This window comes from Pedobacter sp. Hv1, from assembly GCF_001412215.1.
GTDB lineage: Bacteria > Bacteroidota > Bacteroidia > Sphingobacteriales > Sphingobacteriaceae > Pedobacter.
The window spans coordinates 308,964-330,419 of the sequence record NZ_LLWP01000004.1 but is presented as its reverse complement, the minus strand read 5'-3'; the positions used below and the strand labels follow the sequence as shown (position 1 = coordinate 330,419).

At 36.0% G+C, this 21,456-nt stretch carries 21 protein-coding genes and 1 tRNA gene; 14 read left to right on the top strand and 8 right to left on the bottom strand.

All coding sequences use genetic code 11. The features are described from left to right. Positions 1-3: 3 nt before the first annotated feature. From AQF98_RS09225 to AQF98_RS09195, 7 genes are all read left to right on the top strand, one after another. Entirely contained in the window at positions 4-567 is a 564-nt protein-coding gene (locus AQF98_RS09225) for an AraC family transcriptional regulator (protein ID WP_055131649.1), read from the top strand. Between the two features lie 216 nt (positions 568-783). Continuing rightward, positions 784-3,198, top strand: a complete 2,415-nt coding sequence (locus tag AQF98_RS09220; RefSeq protein WP_055131648.1) for a heavy metal translocating P-type ATPase — start codon at positions 784-786, stop codon at positions 3,196-3,198. Positions 3,199-3,253: 55 nt separating this feature from the next. Further along, on the top strand, positions 3,254-3,691 hold the full coding sequence (locus AQF98_RS09215) for a heavy-metal-associated domain-containing protein (protein ID WP_235524202.1): 438 nt from the start codon (positions 3,254-3,256) through the stop codon (positions 3,689-3,691). A 138-nt stretch (positions 3,692-3,829) separates the two neighbouring features. Next, complete coding sequence (locus tag AQF98_RS09210) at positions 3,830-4,276, top strand: DUF1569 domain-containing protein (protein ID WP_055131647.1); 447 nt, start codon at positions 3,830-3,832, stop codon at positions 4,274-4,276. A gap of 325 nt (positions 4,277-4,601) precedes the next feature. Next, positions 4,602-5,270 carry a DUF2306 domain-containing protein gene (locus AQF98_RS09205; RefSeq protein WP_055131646.1) on the top strand — a complete coding sequence of 223 codons (669 nt, stop codon included), beginning with the start codon at positions 4,602-4,604 and terminating at the stop codon, positions 5,268-5,270. Between the two features lie 151 nt (positions 5,271-5,421). Continuing rightward, complete coding sequence (locus AQF98_RS09200; protein ID WP_055131645.1) at positions 5,422-5,991, top strand: Crp/Fnr family transcriptional regulator; 570 nt, start codon at positions 5,422-5,424, stop codon at positions 5,989-5,991. Between the two features lie 86 nt (positions 5,992-6,077). Further along, on the top strand, positions 6,078-7,154 hold the full coding sequence (locus AQF98_RS09195; RefSeq protein WP_055131644.1) for a DUF418 domain-containing protein: 1,077 nt from the start codon (positions 6,078-6,080) through the stop codon (positions 7,152-7,154). Here AQF98_RS09195 and AQF98_RS09190 read toward each other — a convergent pair. Then, the gene (locus tag AQF98_RS09190; protein ID WP_055131643.1) at positions 7,151-8,065 is read right to left on the bottom strand and encodes a phosphotransferase; all 915 of its coding nucleotides are present in this window, start codon (positions 8,063-8,065) and stop codon (positions 7,151-7,153) included. The genes AQF98_RS09195 and AQF98_RS09190 overlap by 4 nt on opposite strands. A 9-nt stretch (positions 8,066-8,074) precedes the next feature. Next, positions 8,075-8,461, bottom strand: a complete 387-nt coding sequence (locus AQF98_RS09185) for a VOC family protein (RefSeq protein WP_055131642.1) — start codon at positions 8,459-8,461, stop codon at positions 8,075-8,077. 259 nt (positions 8,462-8,720) lie between these two features. Between AQF98_RS09185 and AQF98_RS09180 the strand changes: the two genes are divergently transcribed. Beyond that, positions 8,721-8,793 (top strand) — tRNA-Lys (locus AQF98_RS09180). Between the two features lie 410 nt (positions 8,794-9,203). On the opposite strand, the gene AQF98_RS09175 is transcribed toward AQF98_RS09180, so the two are convergent. From AQF98_RS09175 to AQF98_RS09160, 4 genes are all read right to left on the bottom strand, one after another. Next, the gene (locus AQF98_RS09175; protein WP_152969684.1) at positions 9,204-9,809 is read right to left on the bottom strand and encodes a hypothetical protein; all 606 of its coding nucleotides are present in this window, start codon (positions 9,807-9,809) and stop codon (positions 9,204-9,206) included. A 250-nt stretch (positions 9,810-10,059) separates the two neighbouring features. Then, complete coding sequence (locus AQF98_RS09170) at positions 10,060-10,488, bottom strand: hypothetical protein (protein WP_055131640.1); 429 nt, start codon at positions 10,486-10,488, stop codon at positions 10,060-10,062. Further along, on the bottom strand, positions 10,485-11,093 hold the full coding sequence (locus tag AQF98_RS09165; RefSeq protein ID WP_055131639.1) for a hypothetical protein: 609 nt from the start codon (positions 11,091-11,093) through the stop codon (positions 10,485-10,487). Before AQF98_RS09165 ends, AQF98_RS09170 begins: the two co-directional genes overlap by 4 nt. Continuing rightward, positions 11,090-11,656, bottom strand: a complete 567-nt coding sequence (locus tag AQF98_RS09160) for a Crp/Fnr family transcriptional regulator (RefSeq protein ID WP_055131638.1) — start codon at positions 11,654-11,656, stop codon at positions 11,090-11,092. Before AQF98_RS09160 ends, AQF98_RS09165 begins: the two co-directional genes overlap by 4 nt. A gap of 380 nt (positions 11,657-12,036) precedes the next feature. On the opposite strand from AQF98_RS09160, the gene AQF98_RS09155 reads away from it, so the two are divergent. The 3 genes from AQF98_RS09155 (at position 12,037) to AQF98_RS09145 (ending at position 16,593) form a co-directional block, all read left to right on the top strand. Then, complete coding sequence (locus AQF98_RS09155) at positions 12,037-13,755, top strand: SLATT domain-containing protein (protein ID WP_152969683.1); 1,719 nt, start codon at positions 12,037-12,039, stop codon at positions 13,753-13,755. 12 nt (positions 13,756-13,767) lie between these two features. After that, positions 13,768-15,693, top strand: coding sequence for a hypothetical protein (locus AQF98_RS09150; protein ID WP_055131636.1), 1,926 nt, complete (start codon positions 13,768-13,770; stop codon positions 15,691-15,693). Positions 15,694-15,861: 168 nt separating this feature from the next. Next, on the top strand, positions 15,862-16,593 hold the full coding sequence (locus tag AQF98_RS09145; protein ID WP_200911865.1) for a hypothetical protein: 732 nt from the start codon (positions 15,862-15,864) through the stop codon (positions 16,591-16,593). 78 nt (positions 16,594-16,671) lie between these two features. On the opposite strand, the gene AQF98_RS09140 is transcribed toward AQF98_RS09145, so the two are convergent. Continuing rightward, positions 16,672-17,466, bottom strand: coding sequence for a LuxR C-terminal-related transcriptional regulator (locus tag AQF98_RS09140; protein WP_055131634.1), 795 nt, complete (start codon positions 17,464-17,466; stop codon positions 16,672-16,674). A gap of 128 nt (positions 17,467-17,594) precedes the next feature. Between AQF98_RS09140 and AQF98_RS09135 the strand changes: the two genes are divergently transcribed. The 3 genes from AQF98_RS09135 to AQF98_RS09125 are packed head-to-tail and all read left to right on the top strand — an operon-like array spanning position 17,595 to position 20,549. After that, positions 17,595-18,353, top strand: coding sequence for an RHS repeat protein (locus AQF98_RS09135; protein ID WP_055131633.1), 759 nt, complete (start codon positions 17,595-17,597; stop codon positions 18,351-18,353). 11 nt (positions 18,354-18,364) lie between these two features. After that, positions 18,365-19,414: a hypothetical protein gene (locus AQF98_RS09130; RefSeq protein WP_055131632.1), complete on the top strand. Its 1,050-nt coding sequence runs from the start codon at positions 18,365-18,367 to the stop codon at positions 19,412-19,414. A 25-nt stretch (positions 19,415-19,439) separates the two neighbouring features. Next, entirely contained in the window at positions 19,440-20,549 is a 1,110-nt protein-coding gene (locus tag AQF98_RS09125) for an OmpA family protein (protein WP_055131631.1), read from the top strand. A 229-nt stretch (positions 20,550-20,778) separates the two neighbouring features. On the opposite strand, the gene AQF98_RS09120 is transcribed toward AQF98_RS09125, so the two are convergent. Next, on the bottom strand, positions 20,779-21,453 hold the full coding sequence (locus AQF98_RS09120; protein ID WP_055131630.1) for a hypothetical protein: 675 nt from the start codon (positions 21,451-21,453) through the stop codon (positions 20,779-20,781). Positions 21,454-21,456 lie beyond the last annotated feature (3 nt).

Genomic DNA, 21,456 nt, shown 5'->3' with positions numbered 1-21,456 from the left:
GTGATGACAAAGATTTATATCAAAAACATGGTTTGTGACCGTTGCAAATTGGTGGTTCGTACAGAATTAGAAAAATTAGGTATTGCCCCAATTGCTGTAACCTTAGGCGAAGTTACGCTTGAAGAAGAAATGACAACAACAGCCAAAATAAACCTTGGAACAGCTTTGAACGAGCTGGGTTTTGAGCTGATTGACGATAAAAAGACAAGATTGACCGAAAATATTAAAAAACACATCATCGAGTTGGTACACCACCAAGACGTGAACTTAAAAGTAAACCTTTCCGATTATTTAAGCGAAAAACTTAACCACGACTATAACTACATCTCCAATCTATTTTCGGAAATAGAGCACCTCACCATTGAAAAATATTTTATTGCCCAAAAAATTGAAAGGGTAAAAGAACTCATTGCTTACGGAGAGTTATCGCTCAGCGAAATTGCCTATCAGCTCAACTATTCAAGCATTGGTCATTTGAGCAATCAGTTTAAAAAAATAACTGGCTACACCCCTAGTCAATTTAAAAATAGCACTGAAGACAAAAGAAAGTCTTTAGATCAAGTATAATAGCTGTCAAGACCCTAAACCTTACGCCTTACACCTTTTCCCTCCCTAAACATCAAGATTTAACTGTTACTAGGTAAAATACACCTTAAACCCTATCCCTTTTACCTTCTACCTTATTAAAACGTAAAATCTATAAATCAATCTAGGAATAGTGTAAATGAAACGAACTTAATGTATCGAACTTTGTATTGTTAATCAGAAATAGTACAAAGAAATATGTCAACAGATCAAAAATCACCTATTTATATTCCATTAGAAGGTGTAGAAAGTGAGCATTGTGCATTGATAGTAGATAAAGGCCTGGCAAAAGTAAAAGGTGTCGATTCTCATCAAGTAGAACTCAATAACAATAGAGCGTTAATTACAACAAAAGACAATTCAACCATTGCCAATGCAGTAAATGCCATTCGCGATTTAGGTTACGGGGTAACGAGTGTAAAAAAAACAATTCCAGTTTTAGACATGACCTGCGCTTCTTGTGCTGTGAGTACGGAAAGTATCATCAAAGCTCAGCCAGGTGTGATTAGTGCTGCTGTAAATTTCGCAACGGCTAGCGTAACTGTCGAATATTTGCCCAATCTGATCAGTACAGAAGAAATACAAAAAGCCGTACAAAGTATTGGCTACGATCTATTGCTGGCTAATGCCGATAAGGAATCTGAAACACTAGAAGAAATTCATGCGCAAAAGTTTGGCCAGTTAAAACGCAAAACCTTATGGGCAAGCATAATTTCGCTACCAGTTGTCATTATTGGCATGTTTTACATGAATATGCCTTATGCCAACGAGATCATGTGGGTACTTTCAACACCAGTAGTGCTTTGGTTTGGTAAAGACTTCTTTATCAACGCCTGGAAGCAGACCAAACATCGCTCTGCAAATATGGATACCTTGGTAGCCTTAGGTTCAGGTATTGCTTATCTATTTAGTGTCTTCAACACCTTATTTCCTTCATTTTGGATGGAAAGAGGCTTACATGGACATGTTTATTTTGAAGCAGCAGCTGTAATCATCTCTTTTATTTTATTGGGTAAACTATTAGAAGAAAAAGCCAAAGGCAATACCTCTTCGGCCATTAAAAAACTGATGGGGTTACAACCAAAAACCGTGACTATTATTAAGGAGAATGATCAACAAGTAGTAATTGCCATTGAAGAAGTAAGCAAAGGCGATATCATTTTGGTCAAACCAGGTGAAAAGATTGCTGTGGATGGCCAAGTGGTAAAAGGCAACTCTTATGTAGACGAGAGTATGTTGAGTGGTGAACCTGTACCTGTATTAAAAAAAGAAAACGAATCAGTTTTTGCTGGTACCATTAACCAAAAGGGAAGTTTTCAGTTCCGTGCCGAAAAAGTAGGCGCAGAAACGATGCTGGCACAAATCATTAGAATGGTACAAGAGGCACAAGGCAGTAAAGCGCCAGTACAAAAACTGGTTGATAAAATTGCAGGCATATTTGTTCCAGTTGTGATTGTAATTGCAATGATTGCTTTTGTAACCTGGATCATTTTAGGCGGACAGAATGGTTTTTCTCAAGGTTTAATTGCCTTAGCCACCGTACTGGTTATTGCTTGTCCTTGTGCTTTAGGTTTAGCCACTCCTACCGCAATTATGGTGGGCATTGGCAAAGCTGCCGAACATGGCATTTTAATTAAAGATGCGATAAGTTTAGAACTGGCCAAAAAAGTAAATGTAGTGGTTTTAGACAAAACAGGAACCATTACCGAAGGCAAACCAGTGGTAACAGACGATTTTTGGTTAAACCAAGATGAATTGGCCAAACAGGCTTTAGTTAGTATTGAAAAACTATCTGAACATCCTTTAGCCGAAGCAGTGGTTAAACATTTTGAAAATCTAGCTTTAAAAACAGTTCACCACTTTGAAAGTATAACTGGTAGAGGTGCAAAAGCCGATATAGATGGTCAAATCTATTTTGTGGGCAACTACAAATTACTTACCGAACATCAAATTAAAGTTGAGGAGCAATTGTTAACTAAAGCAACACAATGGGGTAATGAGGCTAAAACTGTAATCTGGTTTGCAAATCACGAAAATGCATTAGCTGTATTGGCCATCGCTGATCAGATTAAAGAGACTTCTAAACAAGCTATTGAGCAGTTAATTAATAACGGTATAGCAGTCTATATGCTTACAGGCGACAATGAAACTACTGCCAAATCTATTGCCAAACAAACTGGAATTACAGCTTATAAAGCAGAAGTAATGCCTGATCAAAAAGCAAGTTTTATCAAACAACTGCAAAGTGAAGGAAAAATTGTAGCCATGGTTGGCGATGGAATTAACGACAGTACAGCATTGGCACAGGCCGATGTAAGTATTGCCATGGGCAAAGGCAGCGATATTGCTATGGATGTAGCAAAAATGACCATTATTTCTTCAGACCTGACCAAAATTCCAGAAGCCATTAGGCTTTCAAAAAATACGGTAGCTACCATTCGCCAAAATCTATTCTGGGCATTTATCTACAATATCATTGGTATTCCGCTTGCAGCAGGCATTTTATATCCTGTAAATGGCTTTTTATTGAACCCAATGATTGCTGGTGCCGCCATGGCTTTGAGCAGTGTAAGTGTAGTAACCAATAGTCTTTTGTTAAAGTGGAAAAAATAGCTGCTTTCAACATTTAAAAACAAATAATCGAAACCATAAATAAAACAATTTAAAAATGAAAACAATAAAAATTTCCATTCCAGATATGACAAGCAGCCATTGCCAAATGCGTGTTAACAATGCCATTTCAAAAATAGAAGGTGTTGGTATTAAAGAAATCAAACCTGCCATGGCAGTTGTAACGATTGAAAATAATGGCCTGCAACAGCAAGTAATTGATTTTATTGCAGATGCTGGCTATGAAGTAGCAGGTATTGAAGCAGAAATAAACGATGCAAATAACGATGAGGTGCTGAGATTTAAAACCAATATCAATTGCGGTGGCTGTGTGGCAAAAGTAACACCTGCTTTAAATGCAAATGCAGGTATTGCCGAGTGGAGTGTTGATACAACAGATCAAAACAAAATCCTTTCGGTGAAAAGCAATGGCATTAGCGAAGAAGAGCTCATTGAAACCATTCAAAAAACAGGGTTTAAGATCGAAGCCATTTAAATAAATGAACATTGTTCGAAAAGGGAGTGCTGTATAGTCTCCCTTTTTTGTTGTCCGAAATCGCACTATAAAATGTCGGTATTGCACCCTATCCTTTTCAGCTATTGCAATTATATTTGATTAAGCACACTAACGAATATGAAAACAATATTTGACCAAGCCACGAGAGCCGAATTGATTGATCGGATCAATACATTGGATGAAAAAAGTACGGCCCAATGGGGCAAAATGAATGTCTATCAAATGTTAAAACATTGTACTACTTATGAAAACATGATGTTGGGCAAAACCAAATACAAAAGGGCATTTATCGGTTTGTTATTTGGCAGAATGGCATTGAAAGATTTCACAGAAAATGATCAGCCCATTAAAATGAATGTGCCTACCTTACCTGAACTTAAAGTAAAAGAAAATAGTGGCAATATACTGATGGAGAGAAAAAAATGGATTGCCTTATTTGAAGAATATGCACATTTAACAAACCCAGATGTGGTCCATTCATTTTTTGGACGACTAACAAAAGAACAGATTGGACTATTGGTATACAAACATACCGACCACCATCTTCGTCAATTTAACAGTTAGCCATTCTTACTTATATTTTGCTCTTAGCCAGAAAGGTATTATTCCTATAGGTTTTAGGCTATTCTATTGAGCTTAAAATCTACTTACGATGAGTTCATCGTCTATAAAAAATGAATAAGATGAACGTTTAAAACAATGGGCCATAACTATAAAATTAATTATCTTGTTTGAAGCTAGTTTATTAATAACCAAAATTAAATAGCTACAAGCGCTCAAACTTAACATCTATTTCAAGATGCTTCATTACAGTACCTTATCAAAGGAAAGCTATTGATGTGGATGGAATTGGCTTGCGGTTTATTTTACAATTTTTTGGTTCAAAAAGATGAAGAAGAAAGCATTATGGATTTTATTAGTTGCTCTTGCTATTGTAATAGGATTCTATCCAATGGTCTATATCGTGTTAGATAAACAATTTGGTCTATTGAGTTTCAAATCAACATCACTTTTAACCAATCCATTCTGGAATAGTGCTTTTTATATCCATATCTTTTTAGGTGGCTTGGCATTATTGATTGGCTGGGCACAATTTGGAACAAAATTTAGAAATAAGAATAGAGGTTTACACAAGCAAATTGGCAAGGTTTACGTACTTTCTGTTTTGTTGAGCTCGGTAGCAGGCATTTATATCGCTTTTTCTGCTACAGGTGGCCTATTAACTGCTTTAGGATTTATTTGTTTAGGTGTAATTTGGTTTGCGACTACATTAATGGCTTTTGTGAGCATCAAAAACAGACAGGTTCAATTGCATCAAAAGCTAATGATTTACAGTTATGCGGCTTGTTTTGCCGCTGTAACCTTAAGAATATGGTTGCCTTTGTTGGTTGTACTCATTGGCGATTTCATTATTGCCTATACCATTGTAGCTTGGTTATGTTGGATCCCCAATCTGGTTGCAGCCAATTTAATTATCAAACGCAGCATAGTTAAAGTGAATACCACAACAGATTCTACACCCTATCACTTCGGATACCAGAATAGACCAAGCATTTAATGAGATTAGCGTAAATACTGGAGGCTATTGAATTTTATTTAAGTGTTATCTTAGAGACCTTAACAAACTCAATTGCTGCTTCTGCTTTTCATAAAATTAATGTATCATTGCCAAGCTTGTAGCTGATTTTAAAACTAGTCTTTGCTCATCAATGATTGCTTATCTCAACAAAATCAATGCTTTTATCAACTATCTCGATCCCCAAATTTTAACAGCATTACAACATATTTCTACCATCAAAACTTTTAAAAAGGGTAGCTTTTTGCTGAGCATGGACGAAACCTGTAAAAAAAGCTATGTGCTAGAAAGTGGGATAGCCAGAAAATACTACCTGAATGATGGAAAAGAAATGACAACTGAACTGTTCTTTAAGGATGATATTGCAATTTCATTGCACAGTTATGTCCAACAAAGCCCTAGTAGAGAATTTATACAGGCCATTACCGATGTTTCAGTTACAGTAACAGACTATCAAGCTTTTCAAGTACTCAAAACACAATATCCAGCATTAATGGAGCTCGATCTAATGATGACAGAATATTATGCCATCTGGCTAGAAGATAGGTTATTCCAATTTCATACTTTAACTGCTACAGAACGTTATCTGTTTTTACTTCAAAAACAACCACACATTATACAATATATTCCCTTAAGCTACATCGCTTCTTATTTGGGTATTTCATTAGAAACACTGAGCAGAATAAGGGCTAAACTTATTTAATCAACAAGCTGGTATTTATTTGACCTAAGTCAAATGTCGGTTGAAATGCTAACTGCAATTTTGCCAAAAATTAAATACCCACTTATATGAAACAAAGAATAATTGGATTCGACCTGGCCCGAGCATATGCTATATTGGGCATGTTTATTGTAAATTTCAACACAGTTTTTGGTGCTAAAACAGACAATAGTTTCATTGGCCAGTTCTTGCTATTGTTTAATGGCAACTCAAGTTCTGTTTTTGTAATGTTGGCAGGTATGGGTATTGCATTGATGAGTAATAGAACAACTTACACGCTTACAGAAAAAACAGCATTACAAATAACCATTGTAAAGCGGTCGTTGTTTTTATTTATTACTGGACTATTGCTTTGTTTGTGGTGGCCAGCAGATATTTTACATTTTTATGCTGGTTATATGTGCATAGCTGCTTGTGTATTGTTTTTGCCAAAACGTGTTTATCTCTATATTGCTGCATTAACGGTATTGATCTTTCACGTGCTGTTGATCTGTATCCCTTATGAACGTGGGTGGAATTTCGAAACCCTTCAGTATACTGGTTTCTGGACTTTTAATGGCTTTATGCGAAATACATTTTACAATGGTTGGAATGCTATTTTTCCTTGGGCGGCCTATTTCCTTTTTGGAATGTGGTTAGGTAGGTTAAACTGGAGCATAGCCAATACACAAAAACGCATGTTTAGCTTAGGCTTTTTTGTATTTGTTTTGGTAGAAGGCATCCAGTTTTTGGCACCAAAAATAATGATTGATAAAGATGTATTATTTTACCTCACTGCCGATTACATCCCTCCTTTTTTACCCTTTATGCTCGCTACTGCTGCTTTTGGATTGATGTTAATTGCTGGTTTGATGTATTTAGGCAATTATGTAGAGAATAATAAAGTGGTACAGGCAATTGCTGCAACAGGAAAAATGACTTTGAGCCACTATGTCTCACATCTAGTTATAGGGATCTTATTGTTTACTTTTATCCAGCAGGTGCTATCGGTAAATCATTATAATCAAAGGGAAAATGTTAGCCCAATCTTTATATTGTTATTTTCAATAGCTTATTTTATAATTAGTGTATGCTGGAGTTGGTTATGGCTTAAAAAATTTAAAAACGGACCTTTAGAAATGTTGATGCGAAAAATATCTGGTTAAATGGAACGCCATGATATTCCATCTGGTTCATCTAATTCAAGGCAATGAGCTGCCCATTCTAGTTCTATAGCAATTAATTTCTTAAATACATTTTTTAACCATGGTGGCATAGCATGTTGTACTGTTAATCTAGTGATGTGCCTAGCACAGCTCAATGCTGCCTCACTCCCTGCTTCTGGCATGACTTGGTATGGTGCAGGACCACCCTCTAAGTAAAGTGTGGGCAGTACCGAAGCCAGATCATGAAGGTCGTTGCCTTGAGCAGCATGACTCCAATCGACAAACATTACTTGCGAATCTAAAAAACAAATATTATCGCTTCTAAGGTCTCCATGTACAAGATAATGACCAGTTACATCAGTCATTTTTTCTGCTGCAATCAAAATAGCTATAGCCTTGTTTAACCAAGTTGTAGAACACAATTCCAAGCTTAAAAAAGCTGTTGGATTGCTGGCAATTTTAGACCAAAGAGAATTAGTTGGCTTGTATAACACTGGGAGTACTGAATTCGCCCTAACAGTAGAAAGCTCTTTGATACCTTTAAATAATAAATCAAAATCACCCTCACGCCAAGTAACCCCATTGTGGCTTGCTGGCCAATAGGCACTGCTTAAGTCTTGCGTAATCAGCACCGGGTAAATTGTGGGTTCGTCAATCCATTTGATCACTGTAGGCATAAATTTTTGCTGATGAGTTGACAATACCAAATACTCATTACGCAACCATTGGGCGGTCTCTTGATCAGTAGATGCTTTAACAAAAACACAACTATGATCTGCTAATTGTACAGAAAATCTAAGTGCTGATGAGAGTCCACAATCAGGAATGTTCCAACTAATGCATTTTTTACCAACTGCAGTGGTTACAAGATCTTCCAAGTATGGTGGTGGTACATTTTTGTTGGTTATCATTATATACTCCTACTTGTCAATTTTTTTCTGCTTAATTTGAAAAACATTCCCTTCAGGGTCTTCACCATCGCAAAGCCAATAATCGTAATTATCGAAAGTTTTAATTGCTCTCATGGCTACTTTTTGATCAAGCAACTGTGTTCTGATCTGATGAATGTCTGCATCAATTTCAAAAACAATTTTAGTATTGTTGTCAAATTTAAAAGCACCTTTACTTTCGTCCCAATACTGTTCCCCAATTTTGTGCAAGCCTATTTTGCCATCACCAACTTTAAGCAATGCCCATGTCGATTCGTAGGTTTCAATTACTTCGAGGTTAAAGGTTTTGGTATAAAATGATTTTAAATTGTCCACATTCTGAACATAGAGAATAATGCTATCTAAATTTACTTTCATAATTTTGGTATATACGTATCAATTTTAACCTAACAGTACCAGATGGGGTAATACTAAGGTAAGAAGAAATCAAAGATTTTATTAAAGCTAGAGCATACAAATCTAGTTGACTGCTATTTAAACAAGACATTGCCCAAGGCTAAAAGAATAAATAAGCTCATTTACAGGAGTTAAACTCATTGATTTTAATTTTTTGTAGAAATAGTTGGGCAAATTAATTTTAATTTCTATATTTGCCCCTCCTTAAACAAAAGGAAATGATTCCGTAGCTCAGCTGGTAGAGCATTACACTTTTAATGTAGTGGTCCTGGGTTCGAATCCCAGCGGGATCACAAGATAACCTTCAAGCTTAAAAGCTTGGAGGTTTTTTGTTTTAGAGCCGTTGGGATTTGAACTTGCGTTGGCCTAGGCCTTAAACAGGTTATTAAATACCCCTTTTCCGCTAAACTGTACCGTATTGGCAGGCTTTTATACATTATAAACCAAATACAGGCCATCTCCTGCCCCAAAGAGCCCCGTGGCCATGCAAAAGCCCAGTAATGTTATGCGAATGCTCATACTCGTCCCAATCTTCGCGGGTGGTGGTGCAGTATATCCTTAAAGGTTTGCCGCCTAGCCATCCATGTATCCTGCCCCGCGTGTTTGCATGTGAGAATGTGTTGAAAGCGTTATGTAGGCAATGAAGCCTTAGCCTAATATATAAATTATTTGGGCTAAACCACAAGGCCTAAAACACTTAGAGTTACTTGTTGCCCGAAAGGATATAACCTATTGAAGTATGCAACATGGGTTTCCACGCAAAAAAAGAAAGGTTATAATTGGCATGGGTACTTACACCTCCATTGATATTAAAGAGCAACTTTCTTTTAGCACCTACGGCTTTTTGATAACCGAATATTGCACCAAGGGTGTAATTTTCTTTCATGGGTTTAACCTCTTCTTTTAACACAAAGGCTGGCGCCGTATACATTTTTAAACGGGCACCTACATACAGCCCAGAATTATGACCGGTATAAGCTCCCCTTCTTTCATCGCTTTTTCTTGCAAAATAGTTGCGGTACTGGATATTAAAGTAAGGCGCAAAAAAGATATCAGGTAAAACCACATCTGTGCCTCTTTGGTTGTGTTTACTTTTATCGAAATATTTATGTAAGTCTATAGAGCTTACACTACCTGCCCCAAAACCAATAGCGGTGTATAAGGTGCTGTTTGCTGAGAGATTAATTTCGGCCGCGGCATAGGCATCTATTAAATTGGTATTAAAAGAAAGCTGAACCTTTTTTTGTTGGGCCAAAGCCATACTAGTGCACAAACATGCCAGCAGAGAGAGCATTAATAACTTGTTCATTTAAGTGTTGTTAGGTTTAAGTTTTGAAGATATTAAATATTTGGTAAATAAGGTTAAGGTATAGGGTTAAGTTTAGTATAAGTTTATGCTATTTAGTTAAGGCACAAGCAGGACGCTTGCGCCAGCATGGGTTGACAAGGTTCATTTTGCAAGAACAGGCCCGATTAAGCATCTTGTCATGTTGGATTTCCTGAGAAAGTCATTTGGCAAACAGTTCCCATTGCTACATCTCATGGTTTTCAATTCATAACTAATTATTGTCAAAAAAGTGACTGTCCATTTTTGCCTGGCTTAATTCGGGAATTGCCTGCCGGAGAAAATTTAATGCCTCTTGTATTGAAGATACATTTTTCAAGTATGTACTTTTACGTTTTTCTATAGGTGTCTCATTGATTCTTAATTCTAAATGATTCGGTTTCACAATTACTATGTGATCAAGAAATGGATGAAGAAGTAAAGGTGATGAGTTTTGTAATTCTTCTAAGGAAAATAATTTGTTCAACGGTGCTAAACGGTTATCTATTATTATTTGAAATGGTCCTTTCGTATCCATTAATAATTTCTGGGTTTCAGTAAATACACCAATCATATCTTCATGTGTGATTTCTGAATGAAAATGAGTTAGTGCAGCAACTTTAGTTTCTAATATCCAACCGACTTTGTAATTTGGAGCTCTCATATCGTGGTCTTTTTATTTTTTAGCCAATGGATTATATTCCTACCTATAAAGAATAAAATTAATAAAACACTAGTTGCGCCACCTATCATTTTAATAGCGCTAAATGCACTTGATATGGTTACTCCTAAAGCCGATATTTCAGGAAAATTATTCATCAAAATAATTTGCGAAACATTTTCAAAAACATCTGAAAATGTTAAAAAAAGAGGCAGAATAATATACCATTTTTCCCTTTTAACTAAGGCTGCAAGTAACAGGGAATAACCTATGCCGGAAATGGTGGTGTATAAAAAATCCACTCCAAGCATTTTAAAATAAAAGTTTCTTCCTTCTTCGCCTAGTTTTTGATAGAGGTTCACAATGTATTCATAGTTATAAGTAAAGAGCTGGTCGGGGTTCTTCACATTATCGGAATATTGAAGAAATTTAGGCAGATAATCTATTATTAATAAGGCTTGTAGAGCAAATCCAAATCCTAATATCGGCAGGGCAATTTTATATTTTCCATTTTTAAAAAAGAAACTCGTTAGCTTTTTCACTTCGAAATAAATTTTATGATTAATAACTACAAAATTATTCCAATGGACTTCTAATTCTGTTATCAATTGTTATCAGTTTTTACAATCATTATTTTTTTTAAGCGGCTGAGTGAAACAGGGGTGATACCTAAGTACGAAGCTATATAGCGTTGAGAAATCTGCCTTTCTAAATTGGGATAAAACGCAATAAACTTCAAGTATTTGTCAACGGCTTTTACTTGCATCAAACAATCATCTCTATTCATAAGTCTGGTCAGTTCTCTTTCCTTTATTGCTTTACCTATTTGAGATAACTTTTTTTTCTCTGATAGTAGGTCCTTTAATTGCCTTGAATCGAATACCAATAATTTTGTACGACATAAAGCTTGATAATTATAGAGAGAAACACCTTTTTTAGTTCTAAGTGCCTGCGTGCTCATAAACTCTCCTTCTTCAAAAAAAGACGTGCTTTTCTCATTACCATCTTCATCTATCATAAAGCCTCTAACGATTCCATCTATTAAAAAAACTTCCTTATTTACAGACTCACCTTTTCGAAAGATGATTTGATCTTTCTTCAAATGGACTGTAGTTCCAATATTTGTTATGGAAGACCATTCATCTTCATGTATATCCTTAATTATTTTCATGATCTGTTTATTTGCGTCAAACTTTAATATACCATCTTTTTAATGTGTCAACCGCATTGAACCGGTATCCAATTTACGCACTTCTTCGCAATTTAAAGATAACGATCTGTTAGTGTATCAAGCCTTCTAATATGAGTTCGTCCTTCGAGATCAATTTCTGGTTCTTTAGGCGGGCTATTTCTTAAATTGATGCAGCGGGTCAATTAAAATGGTTGAGACAACCAGTCGCTGTTCTATCCTTATACGAAAAATATTCTACAATATATAGAGGTAAAAAACTGTAAATAATTAGGATTTACACCCCTAACAAATCACATCGCTCCTATTATTTTTACTTCAATGTTGCAAAACATTATTCGGGAAATTTAAGAATCAGTACCATGAGTAACGAGAAAAAATATTCTACATCTTCCTTGCTTGACTTCACGTTATTAAAAAATTGGGATAGTAAAGTCGCTTCATATAAGTTGGAGGAATTGTATCAGCAAACCATGAAGGTTATCGATAATAAGATTGAATGGTATTATGCCTATGGTAAAGAAAAGGGATACTGGGCCAGAAAACTGCGCTCCATAGCAATATGCTTATTTATCATCAGCACTTTAATGCCATTGATTGCCTATTTTTTTATAGAGACTGATGAGAACAAAGATGTACAATTAACGACATTTTTATACCTGGGATATCTAGCGGCAGGAATTGGTGGTGGTCTTCTACTATTTGACAAGTACTATGGATTTACAAATAGCTGGGTTCGCTTTGTAATGACACGAATGGATCTGACCAATATGAGAAATACGTTTGTTCAACGTTGGCAATCTAATCTCTTAACTAACACGCCACTAACGCCCATCACTTTTGCCTATATGATCGATTCACTGATCGTGTTTCAAAATGGTTTTAATGAATTGGTACGCACCGAAACCGAGGCCTGGTCTAAAGAGTTTCAACAGGGTTTGGCCGAGCTGATGTCAGCATTAAAGACTCAAAGCGACACCATTAAATCAGAAATTGATCGTAAACGACAAGTAGAAATTCGGCAGCAAGAGAACGAAAAAGATAAAACGAAAAGTGCTGCGCTGATCGATATTCATAGCCTACCATCAGAAGAACAGAAGACCATCATCAATCAAGCGATTATTCAAAACATGGATACCTGGGAAACAACGATACAAAATTATACTGGTGTTGCCATTGCCAATAAATTAACTGGGAATACTCAAGCTGTTGTTGATGAAAATGCGTATTGTATACAGTTCTATGTTACGCAAAAAGTAACAAACCTAACTCCAGGGACCACCTCTTCTGTTCCTACAGAAGTCCTTTATCAGGGCTACAGCATACCCACCGATGTGCTTGAAACCGGCATTATAGAAAGTGGAAATTTTACTGGTGTGGGAATAAATGGACCTAGACCTCTAGGATGCAGTATTGGTAAGTCTGGCATCAAAGCCGTGGGCACACTTGGGTTAAGGGTACAACTGCCAGATGATAAGCAGGTCTATGGGTTAAGCTGCTATCATGTATTGTTCCCTACTGAAATGGCGAACGGCATATTTCAAATTCCAAAACCAAATGGCACTTCTACAGGTAAAATGAAGGACGTAATTTCACCAAGTGAGATTGATTTGACACCAGCTTTCCCATCTCCAGTTTTTATTGGCACCGCTTCACATGGTATATTCAATAACAAATTAGACATTGGCCTATTTACTACAACAAGAGCTGAAATTGACCAAAAGATTTATACCATGCCCTTTGCTGACCAAATTCATGATGCTACATCGGAGGAAGAGAAGAAATTAAAAGTCAAATTTTGCGGTCGCACTTCAGGTGCAGCCTGCGAGGGTGTGCTATTCAATAAAGATGCATCACCAAAAATTGGATTTCGACTATATACCGGCAATAGAATAGTTCAGGTTTTCTCAGAAGTCATTCAGTTGAAAATTTGCGCTAAAAAAGGAGATAGTGGAGCTGTTGTTTTAACTGAAGATAACAAGCTTCTGGGCATGATCTTCGCTGTTGCCGAAGATGAAGGCTATGCCTGGATAATTCCAATGAGATCAATCTACAATAATATTTATTTCACCGCAGTTTAAATTCAATTCAATATGAAAACAATTATCTACATTTTCGCTCTAACCTTATTAATGCTATTTTGCATTTCGGTAAAAGGCCAAACCAAAACAGGAACAGTTATTAATGTTAAGGATCTGAAGAAAGACAATTGCAAAGACCCCAAGCAGGAGGAGCTTGGTAAAAACGATAATTTCTATGTTACGATTAACTTTCCCGACAAAAAAGAAGCGGAGCGTAATCAGGCCAATTATAAACTACAACGACTTAATAGTGCAGGCACTCCATCACCGCTACTTGAAGGTAAAGTTTCTAATACCCATCTAACTTTCATATATAATGCCGCATTGCAAGCTAAGGGCGATAAGGATATCATTTCCTTTAAAATCCTTTATATTAAAGATGCTAAAGATCCAGCTAAAAATGAATGTCAATATGAAATTAAATTAGTAGAAAAAAAAACTGGAACGCCTACAGGGGATGCTGAGACACCTAAAATTGTGGCACCAGCAGTTGATTATCTAGCGATCGCAAAAAAACACAACTTTAACGTTAATTTGTCAAACTTAGACATTGTATCAGAATGTTGTCCTGAAGATGTTTATCCTTGTTTGGAGGGGGAAAGTATCACTTCATTTCTAGACACAGGAAAGAATGAAAAATTAAACAAGGATACAGCTCGCTATAAAAGGCTCAAGCAAACAGTACCTAGAAATCGAATATTTTATGACGCAAAAGCGAACCAAACCTATTTCGTAGACAATAAAGGAGATGTAACTCGCCTGTCGGCAGCTACGAAAAGAAAATTCCATGTAAAGGGTGGCGATCCTTTAGGTTTTGAAATTATCAATGTAAATCCCAACATCTATAAACTGGATATAAATGAAAGCTCTGAGAGTCTTTGGCAAAATACAAATGCACTGTTGGCAAGATATTTTTCTCCTTTTGATGGTGTTGCTGGCGAAGGCGCTAGTGATGGACCAGATGAAAAGGAAAACCGTATTGATGTAGTAAGAGCAGGAATATTGACGATGATCGCTGCATTGAACGATTTTTGGCTTGGCCAACAATCCGCCTGCGACAATTTAAACTTTAAATTGACCTATAATAAAATTGAAGCTAAAAAGAGAGTTGACGCATTCCTTCATGCTCAACCAATGGCGAAATCTCCTACACTTACTTTAAATGAGTTCCTAAAACAGGAATTAAAGATTGCTAAAGAAGACAGTACATTGTATAAAACAGCCACACAGTTGTACAATAAACTAATAGGTACCTATATCCACATGTTACGCAATACACGTGCTGCTACCAACAAAGACCGTATCGACTTTAAATTTAGTATTCTAGCTAAAGAAGGAACCGCTTACATAGACAAGGTAAAAGAAATGGTAGTGCCGGTACCTATCATCGGTAATTTCAAGGTCGATGTAAGCTCAGGTCTATATTACGCACCATTTTTAAAGGATCATATTTATTCACTTAAATCAGATTACAACCTCGTGCCTAATCGTGCTGGTACAGGTTTGGATACCCTTAAGGGTAAAAGGATTAAAGATGATGGAAGTTCTGGAGAGTTTGGGTTCGTTAGTTACCTGCATTTTTACAATCGATGTTCTGTAAACTTTAGTTGGGGCTGGCACTTAGGAGCGGGTGTTAGCTTAAACGATCAGATCAGGCCTCGATATTTTACAGGCCTTAGCTTTTTGCTCGGTAAAGAAAATGGACGTATAGCTTTAAATATAGGTGCAGTAATGGGCAATGTTAATCGGATAAGCAACAGATACGAAAAAGTAATTGGAGATAGCAGATCGGATTTCGAACTTGTGAATGCAGCAGAAACGAGCGTTTCCTATGTTAAGAAATTTAAGATTGCACCAGCTATTGGCATTACCTACAACATACCATTCAGTCTAAAAAAAGGTACCCAAGAAGAGCCAGTTTCGGGTACAAAAAAGTAATAAATGTATAAAAAAGGGTAAAAACACCTATCTAATTCTTGATATATTTTCAGAATTTTATTGAACTAATTGTTATTCAATGCCAAGAACGGTGGCTTAAACTAATCGTATGCTGATAAACACTTGATCTGTCAAACTAACCATCAAAAAACATATAAAATGGCTACAATGAAAAAGACTGCTAAAGGAGACCGACTAACAAAGGCACTTAAAATTGACTACACCGAAGAAGAAAATATCTGGCTCACCAACAGTGCAACCCTGAGAAGATTGATTGGCATATTGGGAATGGCCCTACCTTTATTGTTGTGGTGGTTTCTTTCGATCACAAGCCATTACAATATAGTTCTTGAATCCATAAGCCATTATTACTACACCAGGGCTGGAAGCATCTTTACCATCATCATCAGCCTGATGGCCATATTTCTAATCGTTTATAAAGGAAAAGATCCTGTAGATTTTTACCTGTCTTTTGCTGCAGGTATCTTTGCCCTTTGTGTATTGTTATTTCCTACCAGTAACATTACCGAAACTTGTTGTCAAACCAACTTTGAATACTCGGTCACATTCATCCAACCGAGTAAGTTCAGGCACAATTTCCATTACATCTCAGCAGGGATATTCCTTGGTTGCCTTGCCTATATGTCGCTGTTTATTTTTACCCGATCAAGTATAAAAAAGATCAAGGACAGAGGACGAACAAAAAATATCAGTAACGGAATTTATATCTGCTGTGGGATCATGATGCTGATTGCGATGTCTATCATTTTCTCAGGATTTCTGGGATGGATAGACGAAGCTTATTACACTAAACATCACCTTACCTATTGGATGGAAGTAGTGGCCGTTGAATTCTTTGGATTATCATGGCTGGTAAAAGGCCAAACCATTTTTAAATAGCATCATCCTTCCAAAACTAATCAATAGTTAACACCTTTGATGTACACGATATATTAATCAATAGGTAACTATAACAACTTACAATAAATTATTGCTCATTACAAAGTGTACCAATTCTGCCGATGTTTTTGTTGCCGTTTTTCTACGTAAATTTCTTTTATGATTTTCTACTGTAGAATACGAAATACACAAGTCTTGAGCAATAGCCGGACTGGTTAGCCCTCTAAGCATTAAATTTAACAATTGCCTTTCTCGCTTAGTGATATGAGGTAGTTCAATACCATTAGCTGTTACGCCCTCTCCCATTGCCAAATGGTAATATTCGGTTTTGCCATCAATGATGTCAACAAGTGTCATTAAAATCGGTCTGCTATTAAAGTTAAAGTGTGTTAAATCGGTAATCATCATCAAGCCGCAGGTAGTCAAATTTTCGTTATTTACATAGATACTGGGCATTTGTATCAATACCCAACGATATATTTTATTTGCATTTAACATCCTGGCATAGATGTTTATTTTCACATCTTGTTGTCGTTCTACAGGCAAACCAACAATTCTATCTGTAGCAAACTGTATGGCCGATAAAACGTAAGGGCTGTCTTCTGGATGTATGTTTTCTACAAAAAATAAGGCCGATTTGTTTTCCCATTCAGATTTTGTGAACGGAGTGAGTTCATCAATATTCTCACTGGCAGTAGTAATGAGCATATGGGCACTATCGCCAATAAACCAATAATATGGACCAATAGCGAAATGATGGGCTTCTTTAATTTGGCGTTCAAAAAAAGTTTGATAATCAACAATGCCTAATTCTTTATCCGATTTAGCATTTTTCTCAAATTGTGCTGTAGTTAAGGGTTTTAAAGTTTTCATAAGATAGGTTACAGCTACCTAAGATAATCTTTTTTAAAGGGAATTAAAATGATAGATATCTGCTATTTTTTGGTCTTTTTTTAACCATTAGATTTGATTAAAATCTTCACCTAATTGAAAACCTTACCATGAAAACAAAAATTTTAATCATGCTATGTATTGTTGTATTGGCAGCATGTAAGAAAAAGGAAACAGCAAATGAACCCAAAGTTGAGCAAAAAACTTATGTCAAAAAACAAATATTTGCCAGTGGTGAAAACACTTGGAACTATGATGCAGAAAACCAATTGAGAACAATCACTTTTGTAAGTAAAAATGAAGCAGCAAGTCCCTCATTTACTTTTACTTTTATATACGATGCAAATCATCGCATTACAGAAAGACATGCTGATGTAACCAACCCATCATCTGATGATTATGTTTATAAAAACACCTATGATGCAAACGGGAAAGTGACCTTAGAAACCTATGCTAACAAAACAACTGGTGCATTCATATCATCTAAAAACTTTACCTATACTGCAAATACAGTTACAATCTCTAAAAAAGACGCTTCAGGTACAGTTACAGGAAGTGAGGTATACACCTACAGTAATGATGGAAAAAATGTGATCAAATTAGAGATTTTTGGGCCTACTGGAACTTTATTCTCTACTCAAGTATTTGGTGGCTTTGACGATAAGAAAAGCTTTTTGCAGTTATACCCTATAGGTTACACCACTCCGATAATGCATGCTAATAACCATACCATACAAAATTTCACGAATAACATCTCAGGTTCAGCCATTAATGCTACTGTAACTTACGAGTATAATATGGATGGATACATCACCAAACGCACTATTAATTCAAACAGTGCGGAATCTTTCGAATACATTAAAAAATAACTCACCCTATCATGAAAACAAAAATTTTAATCATTTTATGTGTTGTTGTATTAACAGCGTGTAAGAAAAAGGAAATAGAAACGGAACCAACACCGATACCAGTTACTAAAAATTATTACGCAGTTGGACAAGATATTAATCCTACAACAGGTATATCGGTTATCAAATATTGGAAAAATGGAATAGCTACTAATTTAACCGATGGCACCAAAAATTCTTATGCAAGCAGTATTGCAATAATTAATGGCGAAGTATTGGTAACTGGATCAGAACATAACGGTACAAATTTAGTGGCTAAACTATGGCGCAACGGCGTACCTACTACATTAAGCAATACAGCATACAATGCTGTACCAGATAGAATTTTTGTTGCTGGTACAGATGTGTACGTAACTTTTAGTGAAAAAAATGCGAATGAAATATATGTGACTAAACTTTGGAAAAATGGCGTCGTTACAAATATTAGTAATGGGCTTGTAGGCATACAAACTGGGGGTTTATATGTTAACGGTAATGATGTATATGTGGCTTATAGCGAATTTGTGGCTAGCCACGGTACTTATAAAGCAAATCTATGGAAAAACGGAACAGTAACTGGTTTAACTGGCGGCTTGTATAATGCCTTAACAGCTGGCATAACTGTAATTGGAAGCGATGTTTATGTAGCCGTAAAGGAGCAGGTAGAAAGCTCTGGCAACTACAAATTAAGACAATGGAAAAATGGCACATTTACAGACCTAACTAATGGTGCTGTTTTTACTGATATCAGGGATTTAGTTGCTTTGGGTAACGATACTTACATTGTTGGTGCAGAAGCCTCTAGCGGATCTACCACCGTAGGCAAAGTTTGGAAAAATGGAGTAGCATCTAACCTAACCGATGCTAGTAAAATTAATTATTTATATAGCATAGCAGCAAGTGGTACCGATGTTTATATTGGTGGATACGAGCGTATTGGAACTACCACAAAATATATTGCCAAAACTTGGTTAAATGGGCAAGAAACCAAACTGAGTGATGGAAGTAGCGATTGTAGAATAACTGGTGTTTTTGTCAAATAGATCTTAGTGAATTCAATCAAAAACGATGAAAGCAAAAATATTTATCCTATTGATGTGCATTTGCGGCCTAAGTAAGGCACAAGTTAACAACGATATTACCAGAAAATTTGATTTTGTACAAGGTGATAAAATTCTAGTACTCGAAAATTTTAGTCAAGATCAATTAGGTGATTTTCCTGCCAAATGGAGTACAAATAGCGGTGGTGAAATTGTAGCGCTAAATGGTGAAAAATGGTTCAACTTTGGTAAAAATGGAGTATTCATACCACATGTTATCAATAACTTACCTGATAATTTTACATTTGAGTTTGATGTAACTAGTAGTGCCAATTTTAATTTCTATAGCAATCCCTTAAGTTTTGCTATCGCCGAGTTGGCTAAACCAAGTACTGATTACGTGAAATGGAAACAGTTTAACAGATTGGGCAGAAATGGTATCGAAATAGGCATTCATCCAAAATCGGTATCTACTTCAAATAGTAAAGGCACTACCAATTATCAAATTTACAACAACGGCAATTATGGTGATAAAAATAAAGCCATACAAAATGAATTTGTCAGTGATGTAAAAGCTACCGTTCATGTGAGTATTTGGCGTCAAAAAAACCGGTTACGGGTCTACCTCAACCAAGAAAAAATATGGGACTTACCAACTGCTTTTGTTCAAGATAAAAAGTACAACAGCATCCTCTTTCAAACTGGAAACTTTAAAAAAGAAGAAGACAAATATTACATCAATAATTTGAGATTAGCCGTTGGTGATCCAGATACACGTCATCAACTCATCAACGAAGGTAAATTTGTTTCATCAGGTATTTTGTTCGATGTAAATTCAGCGAATATCAAATCTGAATCACTGGGTCTAATTAAAGCCATCGCAGTTATTTTACAAGAAAACCCGACAGTTAAAATTAAAATTATTGGCCATACAGATAGCGATGGAGAAGAAAAAACTAACCTCAAACTATCTGTACAACGTGCCGAAGCCTTAAAGAAAATGTTAAGCGCTGATTTTGGCATTGAAGCTGCCAGAATGCAAACCGATGGCAAAGGCGAAAGTGTACCAGTAATGCCAAATACCAGCGAAATTAATAAGGCCAACAACCGTAGGGTTGAGTTTGTAAAAATTAAATAGTACTAAATCAAATACCAGGAAAAAAATATTGCTTGTACGCTTATTCTTCCCAACCATTTTATTTGCCCAACTCAGATCTGGCCAATATAAATTAGGCTTAGCTACTTATAATTTACGTATGGAACTTACCAATAGCAATTATATGAGGGTTGCTATTGTTGAATTTACATTAACACGATAGCAAAAAACATTGATTAAGCTAGTAGAAGCAATAATGAAGATGATCGCTTTACTGTCTAAAACTATAAGTGATACCAGCTTGTATTAAACCAATAATACCTTCTAAAAAATCGGGTTGAACATTAAATTCCCAATTATACTCCAAATCTTGGTTTAATAAATCACCTAAATCAGACTGATCTACATGGATACACTTTATCCTTAAAACCTTATCAGAAACAGTTAACGCTTCTATTGGCAAACGCAGAGATGGTTCTGGATAACGACGCAAAAAAACATTCCCATGTTTCTCACTCAATGTAATCAATATACGTTGATTAGCAGATGGATTAATCAAACGCAGGGTGAGTCCATCACTTTCCAAAAGAATATTTACTTCATCGCTGAATTGCTTATCTACTGAAAGCCCATTCTGATGGATGCTTTTAATCATTTCTAACATAGCCTCAACACCTTTATATTCTGGTGTTATCGATAGCCGTTGATTTCCTTTCTGAAAACAAGCAGTAAACTTCAATTTGCCTTCACTTATGGAAACATTTTGAATTGGAACCAAAGATGGATCACTTAATGGCGTTTCATTCATCCATAATTTTTGATCATGGAGGTAAAATGATTCTCCAAAACCAACTTTCAGCTTATGATATACTGGATCAAGTTCTAGCAGCAGTGTATCTGCAATACGCTCATTTTGACCTTCTGGAAATTCAATTGCTGCACCCATAAA